Consider the following 24,056-nt stretch of genomic DNA (forward strand, 5'->3'; position numbering starts at 1 on the left):
GCTCGGCGAAACGGGAGTGCGCCGATTTTACCTTGCGCAGCGGGCCCCTGCCCGGCCCGCCGGTTCAGCGGTTGCGCAGCAGGTCGCCGTACACCACGCATTCGCCGCCGCTGCGCGCCGGGCCGGGCGCGTCGTACAGCACCAGCCAGCTGGGCGTGGCGCCGGCCAGTTGCGGCGGCAGGTTGCAGATGGCCTCGGCGCGGTCGCTGTCGGTGCCGTGCGGCAGCACCGCCGATTCCAGCAGCGCGTGCTGAAAGCGCACCGGCGCGCGATTGGCGGCCAGCGCGCTGCGCGCATCCGGCCACTTGAACAGGCGGATTTCGCCGTTCAACACCATCGTCGGCCCGGCCAGCAGGTACAGATCGTCGCCGGAGTAATGCAGGTCGCGGATGCCCAGCCCACCCAACTGCAGGAAGTGCTTGCGCAGCAGCGTGCCGTCCTCGTCCAGCGGTACCAGGCGCAGGTGGTCGCCATGCGCCTCCACCGCAATCTCCAGCAGCGCCGACCAGCCGCGCAGCACCGGCCCGCGCAGGCCCAGCAGCAGGCGCTGGCCATCCACCACGATGCCTTCGATATCGAAACCGTTGTCCTTGCCCGGGATCTTCAAAAACGGGCCGAAATGCGGGTCGTCGGCCAGCAGCTCGGTGAGCTGGTTGTGCCTGGCGTCGCCCTTGAGCCGCAACGCGCGGCGACCGTCGGCGGCTTCGCGCACCAGCTGCGGGGTGCCGTCGGCATCGCGCTCGATCGGCAGGCAGGCCAGCAGGCGGCGATTGGCATCGAGTTTGAGTTTGCTCAGGCGCTTGGCGTTGTCGGCATCGTCGCGACCGGGCTTGGCGTTCTTGCGCTTCAACCCGTGCGAGCCCACCACCCACAGATACCCGTCCGACAGGCCCATGCCTTCCAGGTCGGCTTCCTCGGCATCGTCGCCGGGCAGGTCCAGCAGCTCGGCCAGCGGAAAACTCTGCCCATCGCCGAAGCGCAAGGTCTCACGCTGGCCGGGCGGCAGCTTGCGCAACCGGTCCACTGCACAGGCTTCGTCGCCGGCGACCCACAGCCAGTCGTCGGTGAACGCCGCGCCGGAAAGATTGCTGTGCACCAGTGCGCCAGGTGTGAACTCCAGCCGGACGCTGTGCGGAATCAGGGTTTTCTTGGCCATTGAGCAGGTGGGCGACGGTGCGGAAGAAGACCGCCAGTACACCACGGCCGCCGCACCGGTGGGTGCCGTGGTGACAGAACGGACCGTGGCGAGGCGGTGCCAACGCGGCCGCGCGCCCAAGCCGCGATCACCGCACGCTCACTCCCACGGCGCCAGCCGGGCACGCGCCAGGCCGGCCGCCCACTGGCCGGGCCAATCGCGGTCGTTGGCCACCTGCGCCTGCGTGCGGCTGGCCTCCAAGGCAGCGACATCCAGCGCCGCGTACGCCCAGACCGCCTCGCCCCGGGTCTGCGCCAATACGCCGTCTTCCGGAAAGCCCACATCCATCGGCGCAAACACTGCCGCTTCGCCGGTGTTGACGTCCAGCGCCGGGCTCCACGGCGCCTCGCCCGCGGTCACCGATTGCGCAACGAACATGCGGTTTTCCAGTGCGCGTGCCAGGCAGCCGACCCGCACCCGGGTGGCGCCGGCGGCGGTGTCGGTGCAACTGGGCACGACCAGCAGGCGTGCGCCGGCCTCGTACTGGGCCCGCACCGGCAACGGGAATTCGCTGTCGTAGCAGATCGCAATCGCCGCGCGCACGCCGTCCAGGTCGAACACCTTGAGCGCATCGCCCGGCTCGATCAGCCCGGTGGCCTTTTCGAACCCGGTGAGCTGCAGCTTGTCCTGCCAACCGTGAGCACCGGCGGGCGTGAACCAGTCGCTGCGGTTGCGGTAACGGCCCTGGCCCAGATCCAGCAGAAAACTTCCCGCGATCAGGTGCAGCCGATGTTGCCGCGCCAGGCCGGCAAACAGCTCCAGCCAGCGCCCCCGCAGTGCCTGGATCGCGGCCAGCGATTCGGGCAGGCCGGCGGACACCTGCGTCCCGAACGTGGCGGCCAGCTCCAGCGACAGATATTCCGGCAGCACGGCCACGCGTGCACCGGCCGCGGCGGCCTCGCCGACCAGCGCCGCCATGCGCGCAGCGAAGGCGTCGAAGTCCTTCGGCCGGCCGATCTGATACTTGGCAACGGCAATGGTGAGTGGCGCATTCATGGGCAAGAGTCCTGTCACGACAGTGGAAAGCAACGACCACGCAACGGCGCGATCGCGTGCGCGCGCTCAAGGGTCCAGCGCGCGCGTCCAGACACGCAAGCTGTGGTCGACCGGGCCGCGTTGCAACTCCGCCCATTCCAGCCGCACCTGCATCCCCGGCCGCGGTGCGTAACCGCGCTTGCGCCAGAACACATCGTTGGGGCGATAGTCCGCAGGTTTGCGCGGATCGTCCGATGCCCGCTCCACCGAGCAGAAGGCCGTGAGCGCAAACCGGCCCAGCGCGCGGGCATGTGCCTCGCGCTGGTCGAAGAAGGCGTGGCCGATCCCCTGCCCGCGATACGCCGGCAGCAGCACCGATTCGCCGAAATAGAACACACCGGCCGGCTCGATGCCGGCGGTGCGGAACGGCGCATGGAACGCATCGCTGTCGTCCAGCAGCGGCAGGCCGGTGGATGCACCGACCACCGCATCGCCATCGCGCGCCAGCACGAACACGCTCTGCGGCGAGGCGGCATAGGCCGCCAGGTACTCGCGTTCGTAGCCGGCGTCGCCCTCGTACAGGTACGGCCATGCGGCGAACACTGCGAGACGCAACTGCGCCAGCGCGTCCAGATACGGCAACACCGCAGCGCCGCGCACGGTTTCAACGGTGAGGAAGGTCCTGGTCATGGCGCCATGGTAAGCGAGCCTGGCCGGGGCGATGCCGTGCCGCCGCGCCTCAACGCAACCAGCCGCCATGAGCGCGAGCCGTGCTGGCCGGCTGCTCCCACAGCAACCACACCGCCGCTTCGTCCTGGGCCACCAGCACGCCGAGCAAGGCGTCGCTGCTGCGCGCCCAGTAACTGCCGTTGCTCAGGCGTTGCCAGGGTCCATAGCCACGAACCGGCGTGCCGGTCGGCTGCGCCTGCCGCTGCCGCTGCAGGAACGCAGATCCGTGCGCGCGCAACGCCTGCACGGTACGCGCATGCAGGCGCAACCCGATCACCCCACGGCGGCCCTCGCACGCCAGCGGCAGCGCCGACAGCGGCGAACAGTCCCACTGCGGTGGCGCTGCGGGAAGCAGCGCCACCGTGTCGATCCCGGCGGGCAGCAGACGCTGCGCCCGCCGCATCACCTGAGCATGTGCGCGCATGCCGACCTCAGCGCAGGCTGTTGCCGAGCTCGTACCAATCGAGCTTGCGGGTCACCCACATGATGCTGGCCAGGATGCCGAACAGCAGCAACGAGCCCATCAGCAACGCGTTGTCTTCGGAGATCAACAGGCTGTACAGCACGCCATACAAGGCAGTGAGCATCAGCGAAAATCCCGCCGCGCGCGCCCAACTGCGCAGGACGCCGGACAGATAGAAACACTGCAGCCCGATGCACGCCGCCGCCGACACCAGATACGCCTGCCAAAATGCGATGTGCTCGGAAAGGCTCAGCAACAGCAGGAAGAAGATCGCCAGCGCCAGGCCGACCAGCAGGTATTGCAGCGGGTGGATCGGCAAGCGCTTGATCAGCTCGAACAGCACGAACGCCACGAAGGTCAGCACCACGAACAGGATGCCGTACTTGCTGGCACGATCGGCCTGGGTATACACGTCCACCGGGTCGACCAGGCGCACTTCCAGCGTATCCAGCGACGACTGGCTGGATTGCAGCTGCGTCTGCGCGCCGGTGGCCAGGGACGACAACGACCAGCTGGCATCGAAGCCGCGATCGCTGATGGTGGGCGCATTCGGCAGGAAGCGCCCGCCGAAGGACGGGTGCTGCCAGCTGGAGCGCAACGCAATCTCGTTGTTGTCGGCGATCGGTGCGATGGCCAGCCGACGGGTGCCGTCCAGCACGAACTGCATGTCCACCACATTGCCTTCCTGCAGCCGCCCGGCGAGCGGGTCGGCCAGCGGGCTCAGCTCGGCATGCACACCGGTCGATCGATCCGCCAGCGCGCCGGCACCGCTTTCCAGCGTCGCCGCACGGCCGTCCACCTGCAGACGCGGCGTGCCCACCAGCCCGCGCACATCGGAAATGCCCACCGCCAGATGCGGCTGGCCATACACGCGGGTCGGTGCGGCGGCATAGTCGAAGGGGGCGTATTCCGCGTGCAGGGTCGCCTTCCACGAATACACCTGCACGCGATACAGGCCCACCTCGCGCACCGAGGGCACCATCTCGCCGCTGAGCTTCAGGCTGCGCGGCGTCTGCAACAGCGCGCCCTCGCGCTTGCGCCACACCTTGCGCTGGTTGCCCTGCTCGTCCGGCTCGGTCACCTGCACGTCTTCGGTGTAGGGCAGCACGCGTACCGGCGCAATGAATTGCTGCTCGCCCGCCTTGCTCTGCGCCACCCGCTCCACCGCCTGGTCGCGGTAGCGCGCGCGGTCCTGCACCGCGCCACGGATCAGCAACAACGGAATCAACAGCAGCAGGATCAGTCCGCCGATGGTGGCGAACCGCAACAACAGTTTCAGGGATTTCATCGACCGTCCTCAGTCTGGGAGGTGGTCAGGCTGCGCCGCGTCGATGGTGGGGGTTTGAGGCGAAGTTGAAGCGAATGTGAAGTGGGTGGTCGACCGGCAACAGGTCCTCCTGCCGCAATGGCTCAGGAGATTGGCAGACGCAGGATTGCCACCGCACCACCACCGTCGCGATTGCGCAAGCTCACCTCGCCGCCGTGCAGGCGGGCCACCTCGCGCACGAACGGCAGGCCCAGCCCGGAGCTGCGTTGTCCGGTCTGCGGGCGCGCCAGCGAATAGAACCGCTCGAAGACGCGGTCGATCGCGTAGTCCGGCACGCCACTGCCGCGGTCTTCGACCAGCAGGTGCAACTGGCCGTCCTGCCCCTGCGTATGCAGCCGCACGGTGCCGCCCTGCGGCGAGAAGGCGATGGCGTTTTCCAGCAGATTGACCAACGCCTGACGCAACAGATAGGCGTCGCCCTGCACGGCCTGCGTACTGGCCGCCACGCACGCCGCATCGCACTCCACCCGCACACCGGCGCTGGCGGCACGCTGCCGCACGGCGTCCACCGCCGCCTGCAGCAGGGTTGGCACGGCAATTCGCTCGCGCGTCTGCAGCCAGCCGTGCTGCTCCACTTCGGCCAACGCCAGCAGCTTGTCGATGGTTTCGGTCAGCCGCTGCTCCTGCGCGCGGATGCTGGCCACGAAGTGCTGGCGATCGGGCTCGGGCAACGGCTCGGTCAACAACTCCGATGCCCCGCGGATCGCCGCCAGCGGGCTCTTCATCTCATGCGTCAGCGACTGCACGTATTGCTCGACGTAGGCCTTGCCCTCCAGCTTGCGGCGCATGGTTTCCAGCGCCTGGCCCAGGTCGCCGATCTCATCGCCGCGCGGCCTGGGCGGCGGCACCGGGATGCCGGCGCTCACCGCCTGCGCATAGCGGTTGAGCCGGCCGATGCCGCGCATCAGCCACCAGGTCATCGCGATGCCGATCAACGCAGAAATGCCGATCAACCAGGCACCCCGCTGCAGGATGTTGCGCTGGCTGGCTTCGATGAACGGGTCGATGCTGCGATTGGGCTGGGCCAGGGTGAGTACGCCGATCAACGTGCCCGGCTGGCCGGGCGCGTAAATCGGCGCGGCCACATGCATGACCGTCGCGCCGGGGTCGCCGTCGCTTTCCGGACTGGAACGCGCGCCGTATTCGCCGCGCAAGGTGCGGTAGACATCGTTCCAGCGCGAATTGTCGCGGCCTACGTCGCGGCCTTGCGAATCGAACACCACCACCCCGCGCGCGTCGGTCACGGTGACGCGGTAATCCACGTTGTTCTTGCGGAAGCGCCATACCCAGGCCTTCGGGTCACGCCGCTGCGCCTGCGCCAGGTTGCGCGCAAAGCGGCCGTCGGCGATCTGGCCGGTCGCCAGGTCGCCGCTGGCCATCTCCGCCAGCACATTGGCCGCATCCACCAGGGTCGCTTCCATCGCCTGGCGCACGCCTGGCTTGACCTCGTTGACGAAGACCCGCATCACGAAGAACGCGGCCAGCCCGACGATCAGAAAGAAGCCCAGAAACAGCTTGAGGCCGAGCCGCATCTCAGTGCGCCACACCGGTCAACGCCTGCACCTGCAGGCCCTTCGCCTCACAGCTCCAGCGCATAGCCCAGACCACGGTGCGTGCGGATCGGGTCGGCCGGCACGCCGGCCAGGCGCAGCTTGCCGCGCAAGGTCTTGATGTGGGTGTCGACGGTGCGGTCGGCGCTGTCGGCGCTGGCGTCCCAGCCACGGTCCATCAACTGCGCACGGCTCAGGATCGCACCGGGGCGCTGCAGCAACGCCGCCAGCACGGCGTATTCGTAACGGGTCAGCGGCAGCAAGGCATCGCCATACCGGATGCGGCTACCCTCGCGGTCGATCGCAAACGCGCCATGCGGCTGCCAGCCCGGCTCTGCCACTGCTGCCACCGTGCGGCGACGCAGGCGCGCCCGCACGCGCGCCACCAGCTCGCGCGGGGAGAACGGCTTGGCCATGTAGTCGTCGGCACCCAGCTCCAGGCCGAGCACGCGGTCGATCTCGTCGTTGCGCGCGGTCAGGAAGATCACCGGCACCTCGCTGAAGCTGCGTAGGCTGCGGCACACCTCGAAGCCGTTGATGTCCGGCAGCCCCACGTCCAGCACCACCACATCGGCCGGCTCGGCGCGCAGCCGCGCCAGCGCCTCGCGGCCCAGCAGGCAATGCTCGGGCGCATAGCCTTCGCTGCGCAGCGCGTACAGCACGGTGTCGGCAATGGCGGCCTCGTCTTCGACGACGAGCACGCGGGCGGGAGATTCGGACATGCCGCGCAGCATAGCTGCATGCTGGCGCGGCCTGTAGCGCCATCGCGGCACAGCAGGCGCTCCGCACAGGGCGATGGTTGCAGGCACGGCGCGCAATGCGGCGCCCCTCGACAACACCGAGCGCCGACGCGGCGGGTATGCACCCGGCGCACAGGGCGCCCATGCGCAGCATCCAGACCCGCAGGCCAGCGCAAACCAGCGCGCCCGCTTACACTGCCGCGATGAACTATCGCCACGCCTTCCATGCCGGCAACCATGCCGACGTGCTCAAGCACATCGCCCTGCTTGCCCTGATCGACACCCTCAAGCGCAAGGACACCCCATTCTTCGTGCTCGACACCCACGCCGGGCGCGGGCGCTATCAACTCGGTGGCGAAGAAAGCCGCAAGACCAACGAAGCCGACGCCGGGGTGATGCGGCTGATGGCCGAGGCCACCTTGCCCGAGGTGGTCGAACGCTACCTGCGCGCGGTGCAGGCCGACAACCAGGCCGTGGCCCGCCCGGCCACGCCCGGCCAGAAGCCCACCCGCCCCACCGCAGGCATCCAGCTCAATTACTACCCCGGCTCGCCGCTGCTGGCCGCGCAGGCGCTGCGCGCGCAGGACCGCATGGCCTTCTGCGAACTGCAACCGGACGAAGCCGAGGCGCTCAAGGGCCTGTTCGCCAAGGACAACCGCGTGCGCGTGCATGGTGGCGACGGCTATGCAGCCATCCGTGCATTTCTGCCGCCACGCGCGGGCGAGACCAAGATCGGCCGCGGGCTGGTGCTGATCGACCCGCCGTACGAATCGCAGGATGCCGAATACCAGCAGATCATCCACAGCGTGCGCGAGGCGCTGGCACGCTGGCCGCAGGCGATCTGCATGGTGTGGTACCCGATCAAGCTGCGCCGCAGCCTGCAGCCGTTCATGCGCAAGGCCGCCACGCTGCCGGCCAAGTCGGTGCTGGTGGCCGAGCTGCAGGTGCGCCCGGACGACTCGCCGCTGCGCCTGACCGGCAGCGGGCTGTTGATCGTCAACGCCCCCTGGCAATTCGACAAGGTGCTGGCGCCGGCGCTGCCGGTGCTGAAGAAGCACCTGGGCGAGCTGGGTGCCTCCACCCGGCTGGAATGGCTGCGCCAGGACGCGTGATGCGGTGCGCTCCACCTGCCGCGCTGTCGGGAACTGCAGCCAGATAAGGCGCTGCAGCGCGACGGTCGCACCGCGGTGGCGCATCGGCGCGCGCTCCTGGGCGCTGCAGATGCGCGCCACTGGCAGGGCCAGCCGCGCCCTCGGCGCCGCGCAGGCGATTGCGCGTGTGGCGTCACAAGCGCAATCGCCTGCGCACGCACTGGCTCGGCACATCCGGCAGCAGCCGCAGCCGGACGCCAAGCTCACGACCGGCTCACGGCTCGGCTCGTTACAGTGCTGTGGGAAGCACTGCCACCCCTCTGTTGGCCCCCGACGACGCACCGGATTCATTCACGGTAGCGCGCCGGGCTGGTGCCAGAATCTTCCGATCTTCAAGGAACACCGGTCATGGCCATTCGCAATCGCATGCCTCCCTGGCATGAAAACTTCAGCCTGCCCAATGGCCGCACCCTTCTGCTCCGCCCGATCCGTCCCGAGGACGGTCCGCCGCTGCAAGGGGCTTTCAGCCTGTTGGGCCCGGAGGAAATCCGCGCGCGTTTCGTGCGCTCCTCCGCCGAAATCACCCCGGAGATGGTGCAACGCCTGACCCATCCCAACCCCAAAAGCGAGATCGTGCTGGTCGCCGCCGAACAGCTGCCGCCCGGCGAGGCGCTGGTGGGTGCGGTCGCCCGCGCCGCGTTGGTGCCGGGCACCCGCCAGGCCGAATACACCATCCTGGTCAGCAGCTTCGTCGCCGGCCAGGGCCTGGGCCGGCAATTGATGCGCAAGCTGGTGAAGTGGGCGCGCCGCAAGTACCTGGATTGCCTGTTCGGCGATGTGCTGCAAAGCAACGTGCCGATGCTGCAGCTGGCCGAATCGCTGGGCTTCAAGCCGCAGGCGCACCCCGATTCGCCGGAGCTGGTGCGGATGGTGCTGGAGCTGGATGCCTGAGGGGCTGAGATTCGGGATTCGGGATTTGGGATTCGTCGAAGCGGCTCGGCTGTTGGTTTGCTGCAGGGCCCTTGCCCGCCCACCATCGCAGGACACGCCGTGAATCCGTCCCTGAAGGCTCTGCCGCGGCATCCATGCCGCGCAAGGTCCCGCGACGGTGAGCGGGCAAGGACCAGTCGAGATAGTCGGCGCGTAACGTTTTCAACAAGCGGCCAGCAAACCGCGTTACGCGGTGTTCTCGTTCTTCAATAAAGCCGCCAGCCAACTGCCTGGTGCGGTGCCCTTGCCGATTGCGGGACCATTGGCGGCATGGATGCCGCCACCGAGCCCCCATGGACGGGTTAACGGCGTGTCCCGCGAGCGGTGAGGGCACCGCGCACTAGACCGAGGCTGCGCGTTTGCTGCAGGGCCCTTGCCCGCCCACCATCGCGGGACACGCCGTGAATCCGTCCATGGAGGCTCTGGCGCGGCATCCATGCCGCTCAAGGTCCCGCGACGGTGGGCGGGCAAGGACCAGTCGAGATGATCGGCGCGCATAACTTTCGATAGCGCGGCCGGCAAACTGGCTATGCGGTACCTACGTTCTTCAAAAAAACAACGGCGGCGCACGGCGTTTTCGTGCTTCAACAAACCACCCAGCCAACTGTCTGGTGCGGTGCCCTCGCCGATTGCGGGACCGTTGGCGGCATGGATGCCGCCACCGAGCCCCCATGGACGGGTTTACGGCGTGTCCCGCGAGCGGTGAGGGCACCGCGCCCTCGACGCTGCGGGGCCTTGCTGCACACACCGCCCCCCCCCTTTCACGCCAGATGGACCGGCCGTGGCGGGGGCTCTGATAAAATTGTGGGCTGATGCCGTCGCCTACCTTCCCCTCTCCGCCGCTGCCCAAGTCCGGCCAGCTCCGCGCCTACTGGCGCGCACCCTCGTCTGCGACGGCGCTGGCCTGGTCGATCGCGCGTGCCGCCGAAGCACATGCCGGCCCGTTGCTGGTGATCGCCCGCGACAACCAGAGCGCGCACCAGATCGAAGCCGATCTGCTCGCCCTGCTGGGCGAAGACTCCGCGCTGCCGGTGGTGCCTTTTCCCGATTGGGAAACCCTGCCGTACGACCAGTTCAGCCCGCACCCGGAAATCATCAGCCAGCGCCTGGCAGCCTTGCATCGCCTGCCCGGCCTGACCAAGGGCGCGGTGATCGTCCCGGTGCAGACCCTGATGCAGCAGCTGGCGCCGCTGAGCTACATCGTTGGCGGCAGCTTCGACCTCACCGTGGGCCAGCGCCTGGACCTGGATGCGGAAAAACGCCGCCTGGAAAGCGCCGGCTACCGCAACGTGCCGCAGGTGATGGACCCGGGCGATTTTGCGGTGCGCGGCGGTTTGCTCGACGTGTTCCCGATGGGCGCAGACACACCGTTGCGCGTTGAATTGCTGGATGAGGATATCGATTCCATCCGCGCCTTCGACCCGGAATCGCAGCGCTCGCTGGACAAGGTGGACGCGGTCAAGATGCTTCCCGGCCGCGAAGTGCCGATGGATGATGCCAGCATCGAGCGCGTGCTGGCCTGCCTGCGCGAACGCTTCGATGTGGATACCCGGCGCAGTGCGTTGTACCAGGACCTCAAGTCCGGCATCGCGCCCTCGGGCATCGAGTACTACCTGCCGATGTTCTTCGCCAAGACCGCCACCTTGTTCGAGTACCTGGACAAGCGCGCCCTGCCGCTGATCGCCAGCGGTGTCTCCAATGCGGCCGATGCGTTCTGGACCCAGGCACAAAGCCGCTACGAACAGCGTCGCCACGATGTGGAACGCCCGCTGCTGCCGCCGGACGAGTTGTACCAATCACCGGATGCGCTGCGCGAGCGGCTCAACAAGCTGGCGCGCATCGAAGTGTGGGCCAGCGACCACCCGCGCATCGATGAGGCCGCCGCGCTCGGCGACCAGCCGCTGCCGCCCTTGCCGGTGGCCGCGAAGGACGCGCCCGCGGGCCAGGCGCTGGCGACGTTCCTGAGTCATTACCCCGGCCGGGTGCTGGTGGCCGCCGACTCGGCCGGCCGCCGCGAAGCCTTGATGGAAGTGCTGGCCGCCGCGCAGTTGAAGCCCGAGGTGGTGGCCGATGTGCCCGCATTCCTGGCTGCGACCACGCTGCGCTTCGGCATCACCGTGGCCGCACTGGACGACGGATTTGCGTTGGATGCCCCGCAGATTGCGGTGCTCACCGAGCGCCAGCTGTTTCCCGAGCGGGCCAACCAGCCGCGTCGCTCGCGGCGGGTGGGACGCGAGCCGGAAGCGATCATCCGCGACCTGGGCGAACTGTCCGAAGGCGCGCCGATCGTGCACGAGGATCACGGCGTGGGCCGTTACCGCGGCCTGATCGTGCTCGATGCCGGCGGCATGCCCGGCGAGTTCCTGGAAATCGAATACGCCAAGGGCGACCGGCTGTATGTGCCAGTGGCGCAGCTGCACCTGATCAGCCGCTATTCCGGCGCCTCGGCCGAGACCGCGCCGCTGCATTCGCTGGGTGGCGAGCAATGGACCAAGGCCAAGCGCAAGGCGGCCGAGAAGGTGCGCGACGTGGCCGCCGAATTGCTGGAAATCCAGGCGCGCCGCCGCGCGCGTGCGGGTCTGGCCTTGCAGGTAGACCGCGCGATGTACGAGCCGTTCGCGGCCGGCTTTCCGTTCGAGGAAACCGGCGACCAGTTGGCCGCCATCGATGCCACGCTACGCGACCTGGCCAGCAGCCAGCCGATGGACCGCGTGGTCTGCGGCGATGTCGGCTTCGGCAAGACCGAGGTCGCGGTGCGTGCCGCGTTTGCGGCCGCCAGCGCAGGCAAACAGGTGGCCGTGCTGGTGCCCACCACGCTGCTGGCCGAACAGCATTACCGCAATTTCCGCGACCGTTTCGCCGATTACCCGATGAAGGTGGAAGTGCTCTCGCGCTTCAAGAGCACCAAGGAAATCAAGGCCGAACTGGAGAATGTGGCCAGCGGCGAGATCGACGTCATCATCGGCACGCATCGGCTATTGCAGCCGGACGTGAAGTTCAAGGATCTCGGCCTGGTCGTGGTCGACGAGGAACAGCGCTTCGGCGTGCGGCAAAAAGAAGCGCTCAAGGCGATGCGCGCCAACGTGCATCTGCTCACGCTGACCGCAACACCCATCCCCCGCACGCTCAACATGGCCATGGCCGGGCTGCGCGATCTGTCCATCATCGCCACCCCGCCGCCGAACCGGCTGGCGGTGCAGACCTTCATCACTGCCTGGGACAACGCGCTGCTGCGCGAAGCCTTTCAGCGCGAACTCAGCCGTGGTGGGCAGCTGTACTTCCTGCACAACGATGTGGAAAGCATCGTGCGCATGCAGCGCGACCTGTCCGAACTGGTGCCCGAAGCGCGCATCGGCATCGCACACGGGCAGATGCCCGAGCGCGAGCTGGAACGGGTGATGCTGGATTTCCAGAAGCAACGCTTCAACGTGCTGCTGTCGACCACGATCATCGAGTCGGGCATCGACATCCCCAATGCCAATACCATCATCATCAACCGCGCCGATCGGTTTGGCCTGGCCCAGTTGCATCAGCTGCGTGGCCGCGTCGGCCGCTCGCACCACCGCGCCTATGCGTACCTGGTGGTGCCCGATCGGCGCTCGATGACCTCCGATGCAGAAAAGCGCCTGGAGGCGATTGCATCCATGGACGAGCTTGGCGCCGGCTTCACCCTGGCCACGCACGATCTGGAAATCCGCGGTGCCGGCGAGTTGCTGGGCGAAGACCAGAGCGGGCAGATGGCCGAGGTCGGCTTCAGCCTGTACACCGAGCTGCTGGAACGCGCCGTGCGCAGCATCCGCCAGGGCAAGTTGCCCGATCTGGATGCCGGCGAGGAAGTGCGTGGCGCGGAGGTCGAGCTGCATGTGGCGGCGTTGATTCCCGAGGATTATCTGCCGGACGTGCACACGCGGCTGACCCTGTACAAGCGCATTTCCAGTGCACGCGATCCCGACGCGCTGCGCGAGCTGCAGGTGGAAATGATCGACCGCTTCGGCCTGTTGCCGGACCCGGTCAAGCACCTGTTCGCCATTGCCGAGCTCAAGCTGCAGGCCAATGCCTTGGGCGTGCGCAAGCTGGATCTGGGCGAGAACGGCGGACGCCTGGTGTTTGAGGCCAAGCCGTCGATCGACCCGATGACCATCATCCAGATGATCCAGAAGCAGCCCAAGATCTACACCATGGACGGCCCGGACAAGCTGCGCATCAAATTGCCGATGCCCGAGGGCGCCGACCGCTTCAATGCGGCACGCGGCCTGCTGGCGGCGTTGGCACCGGGCTGAAGCGCGGCACAGCCTGGCGATCATGCGGCCCTGGACAGGGCCGCCACCGCGATAGTCTCTGCGAGCAGGTGAGCGATCACCTGCTCGTTGCGTCTGTACGCCACGCCCTACCCGTTCGATCCGGCCGGAGTCGGCAGCGCCACGGCTGCAGCCCAACGTCGCCGAACAGCACATCGCACATGCCCCGCGCATGCAGGGCAACACCTGCACCGTCAGCCAGCAGTTGATCCAGCGTCTCGCCTGTCCCAGGACAGCCCGGGACAGTGCCTTCCTGAGCCTGCTTGCGACGAAGCTGAGCTGTTAATGCCCGTGCAGTGACGTATTTCCCAAAACCGTCATTGCGCTGAATTTGGCCTAAATATTCCTGTCAGGCGCCGATACCAGCATGGACCGGCATGACCCTGCGTGCAGAACAGCGCCACGCCACCCCATGCCATTGCGATCCATCCCGCGTCAGCGCACTCCCCGTGCGGCATCGCCCGAGGCACTCATGAACAGCCCGCTTTCCGATCTCCCCGCGCCGTTGACGCTTGCCCTGGAAGGCGAGATGACCATCCGTCGCGCCGCCGAACTCAAGCCGCTGCTGCAGCCGGCACTGGCGCATCCGGGCGGATTGCATCTGGACCTGGGCGCGGTCAGCGAGATCGACACCACCGGCCTGCAGCTGCTGCTGGCCACCAAGCAGGCCATCCAGGCCGACGGGCGGCCGTTTTCGCTGACCGATTCCAGCCGCGCGGTGGTGGATGTGATCGAACTGCTCGGCCTGCTCGAAGCGCTGTACCCGCACGCGGTTGCAGGCCTCGGCGAACGCATTCACTAACGGACTGGTGACGCACATGGACATGAACCAGCTGATGCAGACCTTCCTGGCCGAAAGCCGGGACCTGCTCGAAGACATGGAACGCCACCTGCTCGAAGCCGAGCGTGGCGAATCGTCGCCGGATGCGGTCAATGCGATCTTCCGCGCCGCGCACACCATCAAGGGTTCCGGCGGCCTGTTCGACCTGCCGCAGCTGGTGGGCTTCACCCATGTGGTGGAAAGCGTGCTGGACCTGGTGCGCGACGAGACGCTGACCTTGAGCTCGGAGCTGATCGGCCTGCTGCTGGTGTGCTGTGACCATATCCACGCGCTGGTGGAAACCGCGGCCGACCCCGGCCATGCCGATCCGGCCGCCCTCGCCGCCGAAGCCGAACCCCTGCTGGCGCAATTGCAGACCTATCTGCATGCCAGCGCCTGTGGCGTCACCACCGCTGCCATCCAGCACAGCACGCCGGAAAAGCAGAGCGGGTACTGGCGCATCACGCTCACCCTGTTTGCCGACGCGCTGCGCTTCGGCAACTCGCCGCTCAAGCTGATCCGCAATCTGCGCAGCCTGGGTTCGGTGGAAGCGATCAGCACCGATCACAGCAAGCTGCCAAGCTTTGAAGAGCTCGATCCGGAGGCCAACTACCTGGGCTTCCAGATCCTGCTGCGCAGCGATGTCGACCGCGCCGCGATCGAAGAAGTGTTCGAATTCGTTCGCGACGATTGCGATCTGGACATCGTCGCAGTGCCGGCGCCCGCCGATGCGGCAGCCCTGCTCGCGGCCGAGCCGCTGGCCGTTGCCGCGCCGAGCAACGCGCTGGCCGCCGTGCCGTCCGCTGCCGCAGCGCCTGCGCGGGCTGCGCCCGATGCCGGTGCGCGCAACGCCGACGCACGCTCCATCCGCGTGGATGCCGACAAGCTCGATCGCATGATCGACCTGGTGGGCGAACTCATCATCGCCGTGGCCAGCACCAATGCCAATGCGCAACGCAGCGGCGATGCGCAATTGCTGGAATCGGCCTCGATCCTGGCCGGCCTGGTGGAAGACGTGCGCGAAAGCGCGCTGCAGCTGCGCATGGTCAAGATTGGCGGCACCTTCAGCCGCTTCCAGCGCGTGGTGCATGACGTGGCGCGCGAACTGGGCAAGGACATCGCGCTAGTGGTGGCCGGCGAAGACACCGAACTGGACAAGTCGGTGGTGGAAAAGATCGGCGACCCGCTCACCCATCTGGTGCGCAACGCGATGGACCACGGCATCGAGCCGGCGGACGTGCGCGTGGCGCGCGGCAAGCCCGCACGCGGCACCGTCGGGCTCAATGCGTACCACGACTCCGGCAGCATCGTCATCCAGATCACCGACGACGGCGGCGGCTTGAACCGCGACCGCATCCTGGCCAAGGCGCTCGAACGCGGGCTGGTCGAACCCGGCCGCCAGCTCAGTGACCGCGAGGTATTCGCGATGATCTTCGAGCCGGGCTTTTCCACTGCCGAAAAGGTCACCAACCTGTCCGGCCGCGGTGTCGGCATGGACGTGGTCAAGCGCAACATCACCGCATTGCGTGGCACGGTCGATATCGACAGCGCGGCCGGCGTGGGCACCACCATTTCGGTGCGCCTGCCGCTGACCCTGGCCATCATCAACGGCTTCCAGGTGGGCGTGGGCAAATCCGTGTTCGTGGTGCCGCTGGATGTGGTGGAGGAATGCGTGGAATTCACGCCCGACTACGCCAGCGACTACATCGACCTGCGCGGCAGCGTGCTGCCGTATGTGCGCCTGCGTGAACTGTTCGCGCTTGGCGGCAAGACCCCCGCACGCGAAAGCATCGTGGTGATCCGCCAGGGCGCACAGCGCTTCGGCCTGGTCGTGGACACCTTGCTGGGCGAATGGCAGACGGTGATCAAGCCGCTGTCCAAGGTCTTCGCCCAGGTCAAAGGCATCAGTGGTTCCAGCATCCTGGGCAGCGGCGATGTCGCGCTGATCCTGGATGTGCCCAGCCTGCTTCAGCAGTTGCACCCCAACCAGGATGCGTTGGCGGCCTGAGCGTTCGCAGTCCCGCTCCGACCATCCGCATCGTTCGTCGTTACCTGACCCCAGGACACTCGCCATGTCACACCGTCTTCCGATCGCCACCCAACTCTGGTTCACCGCCGCGCTTGCGGTGGCCTTGCCCGTCCTCGTGATCGTCGCCGGCTTCGCGCTGACGCTCTCGCATGCGGCCCTGCTCGGCGCCAGCATCGTGGCCGCACTGATCAGCGGCGCCTTGCTGGTGTGGGCAATCCGCCTGGCCAGCGACTCGCTGGAGCTGGCCACCACCACGCTGGACGCGTTCTCGCGCGGCAACTTCGATGTCGCCCTGCCGCAGACACGCGACGAGCAGGCCGGCGACGTGCTGCGCGGCCTGCGCAAGGTGCAGAGCGGCATCCGTCACGTCAACGAAGAGATCAACCGCGTCTCGCGCGAACACGATGCCGGGCAGATCGAGGCGCGCATCGACGTGGCGCGCTTCGACGGCGATTTCCGCACCCTGGGCGATGGCATCAACCGCATGGTGGCCAGCCATATCGCCGTGAACAAGCAGGCCATGGCGTGCGTGGCGGAGTTCGGCCGCGGCAACTTCGCCTCCGAGCTGGAGCGCCTGCCGGGCCAGAAGGCCTTCATCAACGACGTCGTGGACCAGATCCGCGGCAACCTCATCGGCATGGTCGCCGAGGTCAACCACATGTCCGCCGAGCACGATGCCGGCGACATCGACGTGGTCATTGACACGCAGCGCTTCACCGGCGATTTCCGCCGCATGGCCGAGGGCATCAACGCCATGGTCGCCGGCCACATCGCGGTCAAGAAACAGGCCATCGCCTGCGTCGGCGAGTTCGGTCGCGGCAACTTCACCGCGCAGCTGCCGCTGCTGCCGGGCAAGAAGCGCTTCATCAATGACACCATCGAACAGGTGCGCGGCAACCTCACCGGGCTGATCGCCGAGATCAACCACATGTCGGCCGAACACGAGGCCGGCGATATCGACGTGGTCATCGACAGCGCACGCTTCGACGGCGACTTCCGCAGCATGGCGCTGGGCATCAACCAGATGGTGGGTGCGCACATCGCGGTGAAGAAGCTGGCGATGGGCGTGGTGGCCGAATTCGGCCGCGGCAACTTCGATGCCCCGCTGGCGCAGCTGCCCGGCAAGAAGGCCTTCATCAACGACACCGTGGAGCGTGCGCGCGGCAACCTGCGCAGCATCTCCGAAGTGATCCAGGTGATGGGCGCGATGGCCGAAGGCGACCTCACCCACACCGTGGAAGGCCGCTACGAAGGCGCGTTCGCCGACATGCAGCGCTACGTCAACACCACCATGACCCGCCTCACCGAGATCGTCGACGAGGTCAATCGCAACGCCGAGAACCTGGCCAGTGCGTCGGAAGAAGTCAGCGCCACCGCGCAGGCACTGGCGCAGGCCGCCAGCGAACAGGCCGCCGGCGTGGAAGAAACCAGCGCCTCGCTGGAGCAGATGACCGCCTCCATCGCGCACAACACCGAAAACGCCCGCGTCACCGACAGCATGGCCGCCAAGGCCGCCAGCGAAGCGGCCGACGGTGGCGACACCGTGCGCGCCACCGTGGTGGCGATGAAGGACATCGCCAGGAAGATCGGCATCATCGACGACATCGCGTACCAAACCAACCTGCTGGCGCTCAACGCCGCCATCGAAGCGGCGCGTGCCGGCGAACACGGCAAGGGCTTTGCCGTGGTGGCCGCCGAAGTACGCAAGCTGGCCGAGCGTAGCCAGATCGCCGCGCAGGAAATCGGCGAAGTGGCCGGCTCCAGCGTGGAACTGGCCGAAAGCGCCGGCCGCGTGCTGGGCGAGATGGTGCCTTCGATCCGCCGCACCTCCGATCTCGTACAGGAAATCGCCGCCGCTTCCGAAGAGCAGACCGCCGGCGTCAGCCAGATCAACACCGCGGTCGGCCAGTTGAACCAGACCACCCAATCGGCCGCCGCCAATGCCGAAGAACTGGCCGCCACGTCCGAAGAAATGAGCGCGCAAGCCGAACAGCTGCAGCAACTGATGGGCTTCTTCCGGCTGGGCAACGGCGGACGTGGCACCGTGCCGGCCAGCAAGAGCGGGCCGCGGCGCGTAGTGCAGCCTGGCCACGCGCCGGTGGTCAGCGCACCGGCACGCCGCACCAACGTACGCCAGATCGGCATGGCGGCGGCCACTGCCGATGCCATCGACGAATCGCAGTTCGCCAGCTTCTGAGGAGTCGACGATGCACACGCACACTGCCAACAGTACCGCACCGTCGCCGACGGCCCCGCAGCAATACCTCACCTTTACGCTGGGTGGAGAGATGTTCGGCCTGGGGATTCTCGGCATCAAGGAGATCATCGAATACCGCGCGCCCACCGATGTGCCGATGATGCCGCCGGCATTACGTGGCGTGATCAATCTGCGCGGCGCGGTGGTGCCGGTGGTGGACCTGCAGCAGCGCTTCGGACGCAACGCCAGCGCAATCACCAAGCGCAGTTGCATCGTGATCGTCGAGATCGCGCATGCCGACACGCAGCAGGTGCTCGGGCTGCTGGTGGATGCGGTGAGCGAAGTGCTGGAGATCGCCGCGGGCGATATCGTCGACACACCGAGTTTCGGCGCCGGCATCGCGCGCGACTTCATCCAGGCCATGGGCAAGACCGGCGAGCGCTTCGTGATCCTGCTCGATGCCGATGCCGTGCTGGGCAACGATGCGCTCGCCCAGCTTCCTGCCGCCGCGCTGGCGGCCTGACTTTCGCATGCACGCAAGGATTCCCATGCGCCCCGCCCTTCTCTCCTGCAACTGCACGCTTGCCGGCCCGGTACTGGTGGTCGACGACAGCGTGGTCCAGCGCGAACACGCCATGGCGTTATGCCGCCAGCTTGGCGCCACGCAGGTCGATGGCGCCGGCGACGGTCACGCGGCGCTGGACTGGCTGAGCCACGCCACGGCGCCGTCGTTGCTGCTGATCGATCTGGAAATGCCCGGCATGGACGGCGTGCAACTGCTCGACGCGCTGGCCCGCGGCCAGTACGGCGTGCCGGTCGTGGTGGTGTCGCAACGCGGCGGCGCGCTGATCGATGCGGTGATGCAGCTCAGCCGCAGTGCCGGCGTGCGCGTGCTGGGCGGGATCGAAAAACCGATGAACCTGCAGGACCTGGCCACCGTGCTGGATTGCGAGCCGGGCAGCGGTACCACGGCGCCCGTCGCATCGGCGGCGGCGATCTCGCCGTTGATGTCCAGCGGCGGCGCGGCCGCCTCGCGGCTGGACCGCGCGATGCGGCGCGGCGAAATCCGCGTGGCCTACCAACCCAAGCTCGACCTGAAGGATGGCCGCCTGCGCGGTGTGGAAGCGCTGGCACGCTGGCGCCGGCCGCAGGGCGACATGATCGGCCCGGACCGCTTCATCCCGCTGGCCGAACGCGAAGGGCTGATCCATGCGCTAACCCAGCAGGTCATCGACAAGGCCATCGCGCAGCTGGTGGACTGGCGTGCCGAAGGCTTCGAGCTGAGCCTGGCCTTGAACCTGTCGCCGCGCCTGCTGAGCGAAGAGGATTTTCTCGAACAGCTGTGCGGCAAGCTGAGTGACAACGGCCTGAGCCCGGCCGACCTGGTGCTGGAACTGACCGAAAGCGCCATCGTGGAGCCGGCCAATGCGCTGAGCATGCTGGCGCGGTTGCGCCTGCACGGCTTCGGTCTGTCGATCGACGACTACGGCACCGGGTTCTCCTCGCTGCAGCGTCTGGCCAGCATCCCGTTCACCGAACTCAAGCTGGACCGCAGCTTCGTGCAGGCCGCGCATCGCAGCCGCAGCCAGCGCACCGTGCTCGAATCCACCCTGGAGCTGGCGCATCGCCTGGAGCTGACCGCCGTGGCCGAAGGGGTGGAAACACCGGACGACTGGCGGCTGCTGCGCGAGCTGGGGTGCGATCTGGCGCAGGGCTATCTGATGGGCTCGCCGATGCCCGGCCCGATGTTGTCGGACTGGTGGCGCGAGCACGCCGTGCGCATTGCGCGCCTGAGCGACAGCAGCGTGCCCAGCGATGCGGACGTGGCCTGAGCCGATGAGCACCGCAACCGCCATCACCGAACAGGAGTTCGGCCGCTTTCAGCGTTTCATCTTCGAAGCGGCCGGCATCAGCATTTCCTCCGGCAAGAAAGCCATGCTGTGCGGCCGCCTCGGCAAGCGCCTGCGCGAGCACCAGTTCAGCAGCTACACCCAGTATCTGCAGCTGCTGGAAAGCCGCCAGGACCGTGCGGAGATCCAGACCGCGATCGATCTGCTGACCACCAACGAAACCTATTTCTTCCGCGAGCCCAAGCACTTCGAGTTGCTGCGCAAGCTGGCCGCAGAGCATCGCGGCGGGCTGCCGTTCCGCTGCTGGAGCGCGGCCAGCTCCAGCGGCGAGGAGGCCTACAGCATGGCGATGGTGCTGGACGACACCCTGCAGGGGCGCCCGTTCGAGGTCGTGGGCACCGACATCAGCACGCGCGTCCTGGCCAAGGCGCGCACCGGGCATTACGCGCTGCAACGCATCGACGGCATCCCGCAGCCGTATCTCAAACGCTACTGCCTGCGTGGTCAGGGCGAGTACGCCGGCACCTTGCTGGTGGAGCGCCGACTGCGCGACCGCGTGCAGTTCGTGCACGCCAACCTCAACGCTGCGTTGCCGCCGCTGGGCAGCTTCGATGCGATCTTCCTGCGCAATGTCATGATCTATTTCAACGGGCAGACCAAGCGCGAGGTGATCCTGCGCGTGCTGGCGGCCCTCAAGCCGGGCGGGCATTTCTGCATCGGCCACTCGGAAAGCCTGAGCGAACTCGACATCGATCTGGTCCAGGTGGCACCCTCGATTTTCCGCAAGGCATGACCCAAGGATTCACCGTGTCGACAGCGCTCAACCGCCCCACCGCCAATCCTGCCACCATCAAGGCCATGGTGGTCGACGACTCGGCAGTGGTGCGCCAGGTGCTGGTGGGCGTGCTCAACGACGCGCAGGGCATCGAGGTGATCGCCACGGCCGCCGACCCGCTGCTGGCCATCGACAAGATGCGCCAGCAATGGCCGGATGTGATCGTGCTGGACGTGGAAATGCCGCGCATGGACGGCATCACCTTCCTGCGCAAGATCATGAGCGAGCGCCCCACCCCGGTGGTGATCTGCTCCACGCTCACCGAAAAGGGCGCGCGCGTCACCATGGACGCGCTGGCCGCCGGCGCGGTGGCGGTAGTGACCAAGCCGCGACTGGGGCTCAAGCAGTTCCTCACCGATTCGGCCGACGAGCTGGTGGCCACCGTGCGTAGCGCCGCGCGCGCCAACGTCAAGCGGCTGGCCGCACGCGTCACCGCCGCACCGCTGGAGCCGGAAGTCAAACACACCGCCGACGTGATCCTGCCGGCGCAGAGCGGGCGCGCCCTGGCGCAGACCACCGAGCGCATCGTCGCCATCGGCACCTCCACCGGCGGCACCCAGGCGCTGGAAGAAGTGCTGACCGCGTTGCCGCGCGTGTGCCCGGGCATCGTGATCGTGCAGCACATGCCGGAGAAGTTCACCGCCGCCTTCGCCGCACGCCTCAACGGCCTGTGCCAGATTGCCGTGAAAGAGGCCGCCAACAACGACCGCGTGATGCCGGGCCGCGCCCTGATCGCGCCCGGTGGCAAGCACCTGCTGCTGCGGCGCAGCGGCGCACAGTATTTCGTCGAAGTGATGGAAGGCCCGCCAGTGAACCGGCACCGCCCGTCGGTGGATGTGCTGTTCCGCTCCGCTGCACGTGCGGCCGGCAGCAACGCGCTGGGCATCATCATGACCGGCATGGGCGATGACGGCGCCGCGGGACTGCTGGAAATGCGTCAGGCCGGCGCACGCACGGTGGCGCAGGACGAGCACACCAGCATCGTGTTCGGCATGCCCAAGGAAGCGATCAAGCGCGGCGGCGCGGACCGCATCCTGCCGCTGGGCGCGATGGCACGCGAGATCGTGACGCAGCTGCAATAACCAACGGACGTCCGCGTCACGCGCGAACGGATCCAACAAGGCCGCCACACTCCCTTCTCCCGCCCGCGGGAGAAGGTGCCCGAAGGGCGGATGAGGGCAACCGCTAACCAACCCACCTACAACTGCGACTCCAGCGGGAACCAGCCCATCACCGCTGCCGCGCCACGCCGCCACACGCTCGCGGCCGGCTCGCGCGACCACACTTCCGGCGGCGTTGCGGCGTCGTCGTGCCAGCGCAGCTCACCGTGGTCCAGCGTCACGCGATAACTCACCGGCGCACTGACCTTATGGTTGTACAGCCGCTCAAGCTCTGCAGTGACCACCCGGTCGTCGAACAGCAGCCCCATCTCGGTATTGAGGTTCATCGAGCGCGGGTCCAGGTTGAACGAGCCGATGAAACCGCTGCTGTCGTCCACCACAAACGCCTTGGTGTGCAGGCTGGCACCGCTGGAGCCGAACAGGCTGCCATCGGGTTTGCCCATCGGCTTGAGCTCGTGCAGGCGCACGCCCTGCTGCAGCAGTGGCACCCGATAGTCGGCGTAGCCACTGTGCACGGCGACCACATCGTTTGCCGCCAGCGAATTGGTCAGGATATTGATCCGGACATTGCGCCGACGCAACTCGCCGATCCAGCGCATGCCCTCGTCGCCGGGCACGAAGTAGGGCGAGATCACCTTCAATTCGCGCTGCGCGCGCGCCATCTCGCCGATCAACACCGGCGTCATCCAGTCGGCCTGCGGCGGTGCGCCTTCGGCCTTCTCCGGCGGATCGGAGACGATGCGTGCATGGTCCAGCCAATGCACCGCACGATCGCCCTGCATCAGCGCATGCACGCTCGGCGAGCGGCGCAGCCGCTCCACGTACGGGTGCGCGCGCGCCGAGGCCATGCCGGCATCCAGGCTGCCACGCAACGCCTCCAGCGCCTGCGGCTTTGCCGTCACCAGGGCGGCCAGCGGCAAGGCATTGGGGCTGTTCCAGTACGCATCGAAGTTGCCTTCGGCCTGCTGCACCGTCGGGCCCATCAGCGCTGCATCCATGTCCATGAAGTTGGTATCGCGCGCGGCATCGAAGTATTCGTCGCCCACGTTGCGCCCACCCACCACCGCGATGCGGCCATCGGCAATCCAGGCCTTGTTGTGCATGCGCCGGTTGATGCTGAACATGCGCAGCACCATCTCCACGCCGCGCATCAGGGTGCCTTCGCGCGCACGGGTGGGGTTGAACAGGCGGATCTCGATCATCGGATGGCTGTCGAGCGCGGCCAGTACCGAATCGCTGCCATGGATGTTCATGTCGTCCAGCAGCAGGCGCACGCGCACGCCGCGGTCGGCGGCACGCAGCAACTCGTTGTGCAACAGATTGCCGGTGAAATCGGCATGCCAGATGTAGTACTGCAGATCCAGGCTGCGCCCGGCCGCACGCGCGGTGAGCGCACGCACTGCAAACGCATCGATATTGTCGGACAGGATCACCATGCCGGTCTGATCGGCATGCGCCCGCTGCAAGGGCGCCACCACCTGATCGATCGGCGTGCTGACGACGGTGGCCGGCAAGGCATGGCTTGCCGGGCCGCGTTGGCGGTCGGCGAAGCGGCCGTACCCGTACAACGACAGCGCGCTGCCCAGCACGAACACGGCGATGCCGATGCCCATCCACTTGAAGACGTTGCGCTTGCTCACTGCCGGCCCTGACATTCACGACGCGCCAGTGTAGATGCTGCCCCTGCAGCGGCGCGTGCAGGGCCTGCTATGCAAGCGGGCTCGACAACCTTGGGAAACAAGGTCTTTTTTGATCGCTATTGCCGGCATCGCCTGCGCAAGCGGCGTGCATGCCGAACGGCAACGCACCTCCGGGACGACACGACCAGGTTCCGCTCGACGCACCC

Annotated in this window: 18 protein-coding genes; 10 read left to right on the plus strand and 8 right to left on the minus strand. The window is 67.5% G+C overall.

Translation table 11 applies throughout. The annotated features are described in order from the left end of the window. Positions 1-64: 64 nt before the first annotated feature. The 7 genes from RZV17_RS13720 to creB form a co-directional block, all read right to left on the minus strand. Positions 65-1,156, minus strand: coding sequence for a DUF3616 domain-containing protein (locus RZV17_RS13720; RefSeq protein WP_355604220.1), 1,092 nt, complete (start codon positions 1,154-1,156; stop codon positions 65-67). A gap of 138 nt (positions 1,157-1,294) precedes the next feature. Then, complete coding sequence (locus RZV17_RS13725; protein ID WP_355604223.1) at positions 1,295-2,191, minus strand: carbon-nitrogen hydrolase family protein; 897 nt, start codon at positions 2,189-2,191, stop codon at positions 1,295-1,297. Positions 2,192-2,257: 66 nt separating this feature from the next. After that, entirely contained in the window at positions 2,258-2,860 is a 603-nt protein-coding gene (locus RZV17_RS13730) for a GNAT family N-acetyltransferase (RefSeq protein WP_355604226.1), read from the minus strand. A gap of 49 nt (positions 2,861-2,909) precedes the next feature. Further along, positions 2,910-3,323, minus strand: coding sequence for a hypothetical protein (locus RZV17_RS13735; RefSeq protein ID WP_355604229.1), 414 nt, complete (start codon positions 3,321-3,323; stop codon positions 2,910-2,912). A 7-nt stretch (positions 3,324-3,330) separates the two neighbouring features. Beyond that, the gene (gene creD, locus RZV17_RS13740) at positions 3,331-4,650 is read right to left on the minus strand and encodes a cell envelope integrity protein CreD (protein WP_355581626.1); all 1,320 of its coding nucleotides are present in this window, start codon (positions 4,648-4,650) and stop codon (positions 3,331-3,333) included. A gap of 122 nt (positions 4,651-4,772) precedes the next feature. Continuing rightward, positions 4,773-6,221 carry a two-component system sensor histidine kinase CreC gene (gene creC, locus RZV17_RS13745; protein WP_355604232.1) on the minus strand — a complete coding sequence of 483 codons (1,449 nt, stop codon included), beginning with the start codon at positions 6,219-6,221 and terminating at the stop codon, positions 4,773-4,775. A 47-nt stretch (positions 6,222-6,268) separates the two neighbouring features. Next, positions 6,269-6,973, minus strand: coding sequence for a two-component system response regulator CreB (gene creB, locus RZV17_RS13750; RefSeq protein ID WP_184384983.1), 705 nt, complete (start codon positions 6,971-6,973; stop codon positions 6,269-6,271). Between the two features lie 209 nt (positions 6,974-7,182). Here creB and rlmJ point away from each other — a divergent pair, with 209 nt between their 5' ends. The 10 genes from rlmJ (at position 7,183) to RZV17_RS13800 (ending at position 22,171) form a co-directional block, all read left to right on the plus strand. Then, positions 7,183-8,091, plus strand: coding sequence for a 23S rRNA (adenine(2030)-N(6))-methyltransferase RlmJ (rlmJ, locus tag RZV17_RS13755; protein WP_179454246.1), 909 nt, complete (start codon positions 7,183-7,185; stop codon positions 8,089-8,091). Positions 8,092-8,478: 387 nt separating this feature from the next. After that, the gene (locus tag RZV17_RS13760; protein WP_047697449.1) at positions 8,479-9,021 is read left to right on the plus strand and encodes a GNAT family N-acetyltransferase; all 543 of its coding nucleotides are present in this window, start codon (positions 8,479-8,481) and stop codon (positions 9,019-9,021) included. A gap of 851 nt (positions 9,022-9,872) precedes the next feature. Then, positions 9,873-13,340 carry a transcription-repair coupling factor gene (gene mfd / locus RZV17_RS13765; protein ID WP_355604236.1) on the plus strand — a complete coding sequence of 1,156 codons (3,468 nt, stop codon included), beginning with the start codon at positions 9,873-9,875 and terminating at the stop codon, positions 13,338-13,340. A gap of 490 nt (positions 13,341-13,830) precedes the next feature. Continuing rightward, positions 13,831-14,160, plus strand: coding sequence for a lipid asymmetry maintenance protein MlaB (locus RZV17_RS13770; protein ID WP_039414978.1), 330 nt, complete (start codon positions 13,831-13,833; stop codon positions 14,158-14,160). A gap of 16 nt (positions 14,161-14,176) precedes the next feature. Next, entirely contained in the window at positions 14,177-16,186 is a 2,010-nt protein-coding gene (locus RZV17_RS13775) for a chemotaxis protein CheA (RefSeq protein ID WP_355604239.1), read from the plus strand. 64 nt (positions 16,187-16,250) lie between these two features. Then, positions 16,251-18,404, plus strand: a complete 2,154-nt coding sequence (locus RZV17_RS13780) for a methyl-accepting chemotaxis protein (RefSeq protein WP_355604242.1) — start codon at positions 16,251-16,253, stop codon at positions 18,402-18,404. Between the two features lie 10 nt (positions 18,405-18,414). Then, positions 18,415-18,927, plus strand: a complete 513-nt coding sequence (locus RZV17_RS13785; RefSeq protein ID WP_355604245.1) for a chemotaxis protein CheW — start codon at positions 18,415-18,417, stop codon at positions 18,925-18,927. Between the two features lie 25 nt (positions 18,928-18,952). Continuing rightward, a complete protein-coding gene (locus tag RZV17_RS13790; protein WP_047697459.1) occupies positions 18,953-20,236 on the plus strand; it encodes an EAL domain-containing protein in 1,284 nt (427 codons plus the stop codon). Between the two features lie 4 nt (positions 20,237-20,240). Continuing rightward, positions 20,241-21,047, plus strand: coding sequence for a protein-glutamate O-methyltransferase CheR (locus RZV17_RS13795; protein WP_166751880.1), 807 nt, complete (start codon positions 20,241-20,243; stop codon positions 21,045-21,047). Next, positions 21,044-22,171 (plus strand): chemotaxis response regulator protein-glutamate methylesterase, encoded by a 1,128-nt coding sequence (locus RZV17_RS13800; protein WP_166743043.1) that lies wholly within the window; start codon positions 21,044-21,046, stop codon positions 22,169-22,171. Before RZV17_RS13795 ends, RZV17_RS13800 begins: the two co-directional genes overlap by 4 nt. A 116-nt stretch (positions 22,172-22,287) precedes the next feature. On the opposite strand, the gene RZV17_RS13805 is transcribed toward RZV17_RS13800, so the two are convergent. Continuing rightward, positions 22,288-23,850, minus strand: coding sequence for a phospholipase D family protein (locus tag RZV17_RS13805; RefSeq protein WP_355604250.1), 1,563 nt, complete (start codon positions 23,848-23,850; stop codon positions 22,288-22,290). Positions 23,851-24,056 lie beyond the last annotated feature (206 nt).

Source organism: Xanthomonas cannabis (genome assembly GCF_040616535.1).
Classification (GTDB): Bacteria; Pseudomonadota; Gammaproteobacteria; order Xanthomonadales; family Xanthomonadaceae; genus Xanthomonas; species Xanthomonas cannabis.

What these genes read in the sequence shown, in the direction of transcription:
- mfd (WP_355604236.1), top strand. Translation starts at nt 9,873, where the DNA reads ATGCCGTCGCCTACCTTCCCCTCTCCGCCGCTGCCCAAGTCCGGCCAG.
- RZV17_RS13730 (WP_355604226.1), bottom strand. Translation starts at nt 2,860, where the DNA reads ATGACCAGGACCTTCCTCACCGTTGAAACCGTGCGCGGCGCTGCGGTG.
- RZV17_RS13725 (WP_355604223.1), bottom strand. Translation starts at nt 2,191, where the DNA reads ATGAATGCGCCACTCACCATTGCCGTTGCCAAGTATCAGATCGGCCGG.
- creB (WP_184384983.1), bottom strand. Translation starts at nt 6,973, where the DNA reads ATGCTGCGCGGCATGTCCGAATCTCCCGCCCGCGTGCTCGTCGTCGAA.
- RZV17_RS13735 (WP_355604229.1), bottom strand. Translation starts at nt 3,323, where the DNA reads ATGCGCGCACATGCTCAGGTGATGCGGCGGGCGCAGCGTCTGCTGCCC.
- RZV17_RS13790 (WP_047697459.1), top strand. Translation starts at nt 18,953, where the DNA reads ATGCGCCCCGCCCTTCTCTCCTGCAACTGCACGCTTGCCGGCCCGGTA.
- RZV17_RS13800 (WP_166743043.1), top strand. Translation starts at nt 21,044, where the DNA reads ATGACCCAAGGATTCACCGTGTCGACAGCGCTCAACCGCCCCACCGCC.
- RZV17_RS13720 (WP_355604220.1), bottom strand. Translation starts at nt 1,156, where the DNA reads ATGGCCAAGAAAACCCTGATTCCGCACAGCGTCCGGCTGGAGTTCACA.
- RZV17_RS13770 (WP_039414978.1), top strand. Translation starts at nt 13,831, where the DNA reads ATGAACAGCCCGCTTTCCGATCTCCCCGCGCCGTTGACGCTTGCCCTG.
- RZV17_RS13785 (WP_355604245.1), top strand. Translation starts at nt 18,415, where the DNA reads ATGCACACGCACACTGCCAACAGTACCGCACCGTCGCCGACGGCCCCG.
- RZV17_RS13780 (WP_355604242.1), top strand. Translation starts at nt 16,251, where the DNA reads ATGTCACACCGTCTTCCGATCGCCACCCAACTCTGGTTCACCGCCGCG.
- creD (WP_355581626.1), bottom strand. Translation starts at nt 4,650, where the DNA reads ATGAAATCCCTGAAACTGTTGTTGCGGTTCGCCACCATCGGCGGACTG.
- RZV17_RS13760 (WP_047697449.1), top strand. Translation starts at nt 8,479, where the DNA reads ATGGCCATTCGCAATCGCATGCCTCCCTGGCATGAAAACTTCAGCCTG.
- RZV17_RS13775 (WP_355604239.1), top strand. Translation starts at nt 14,177, where the DNA reads ATGGACATGAACCAGCTGATGCAGACCTTCCTGGCCGAAAGCCGGGAC.
- rlmJ (WP_179454246.1), top strand. Translation starts at nt 7,183, where the DNA reads ATGAACTATCGCCACGCCTTCCATGCCGGCAACCATGCCGACGTGCTC.
- RZV17_RS13795 (WP_166751880.1), top strand. Translation starts at nt 20,241, where the DNA reads ATGAGCACCGCAACCGCCATCACCGAACAGGAGTTCGGCCGCTTTCAG.
- creC (WP_355604232.1), bottom strand. Translation starts at nt 6,221, where the DNA reads ATGCGGCTCGGCCTCAAGCTGTTTCTGGGCTTCTTTCTGATCGTCGGG.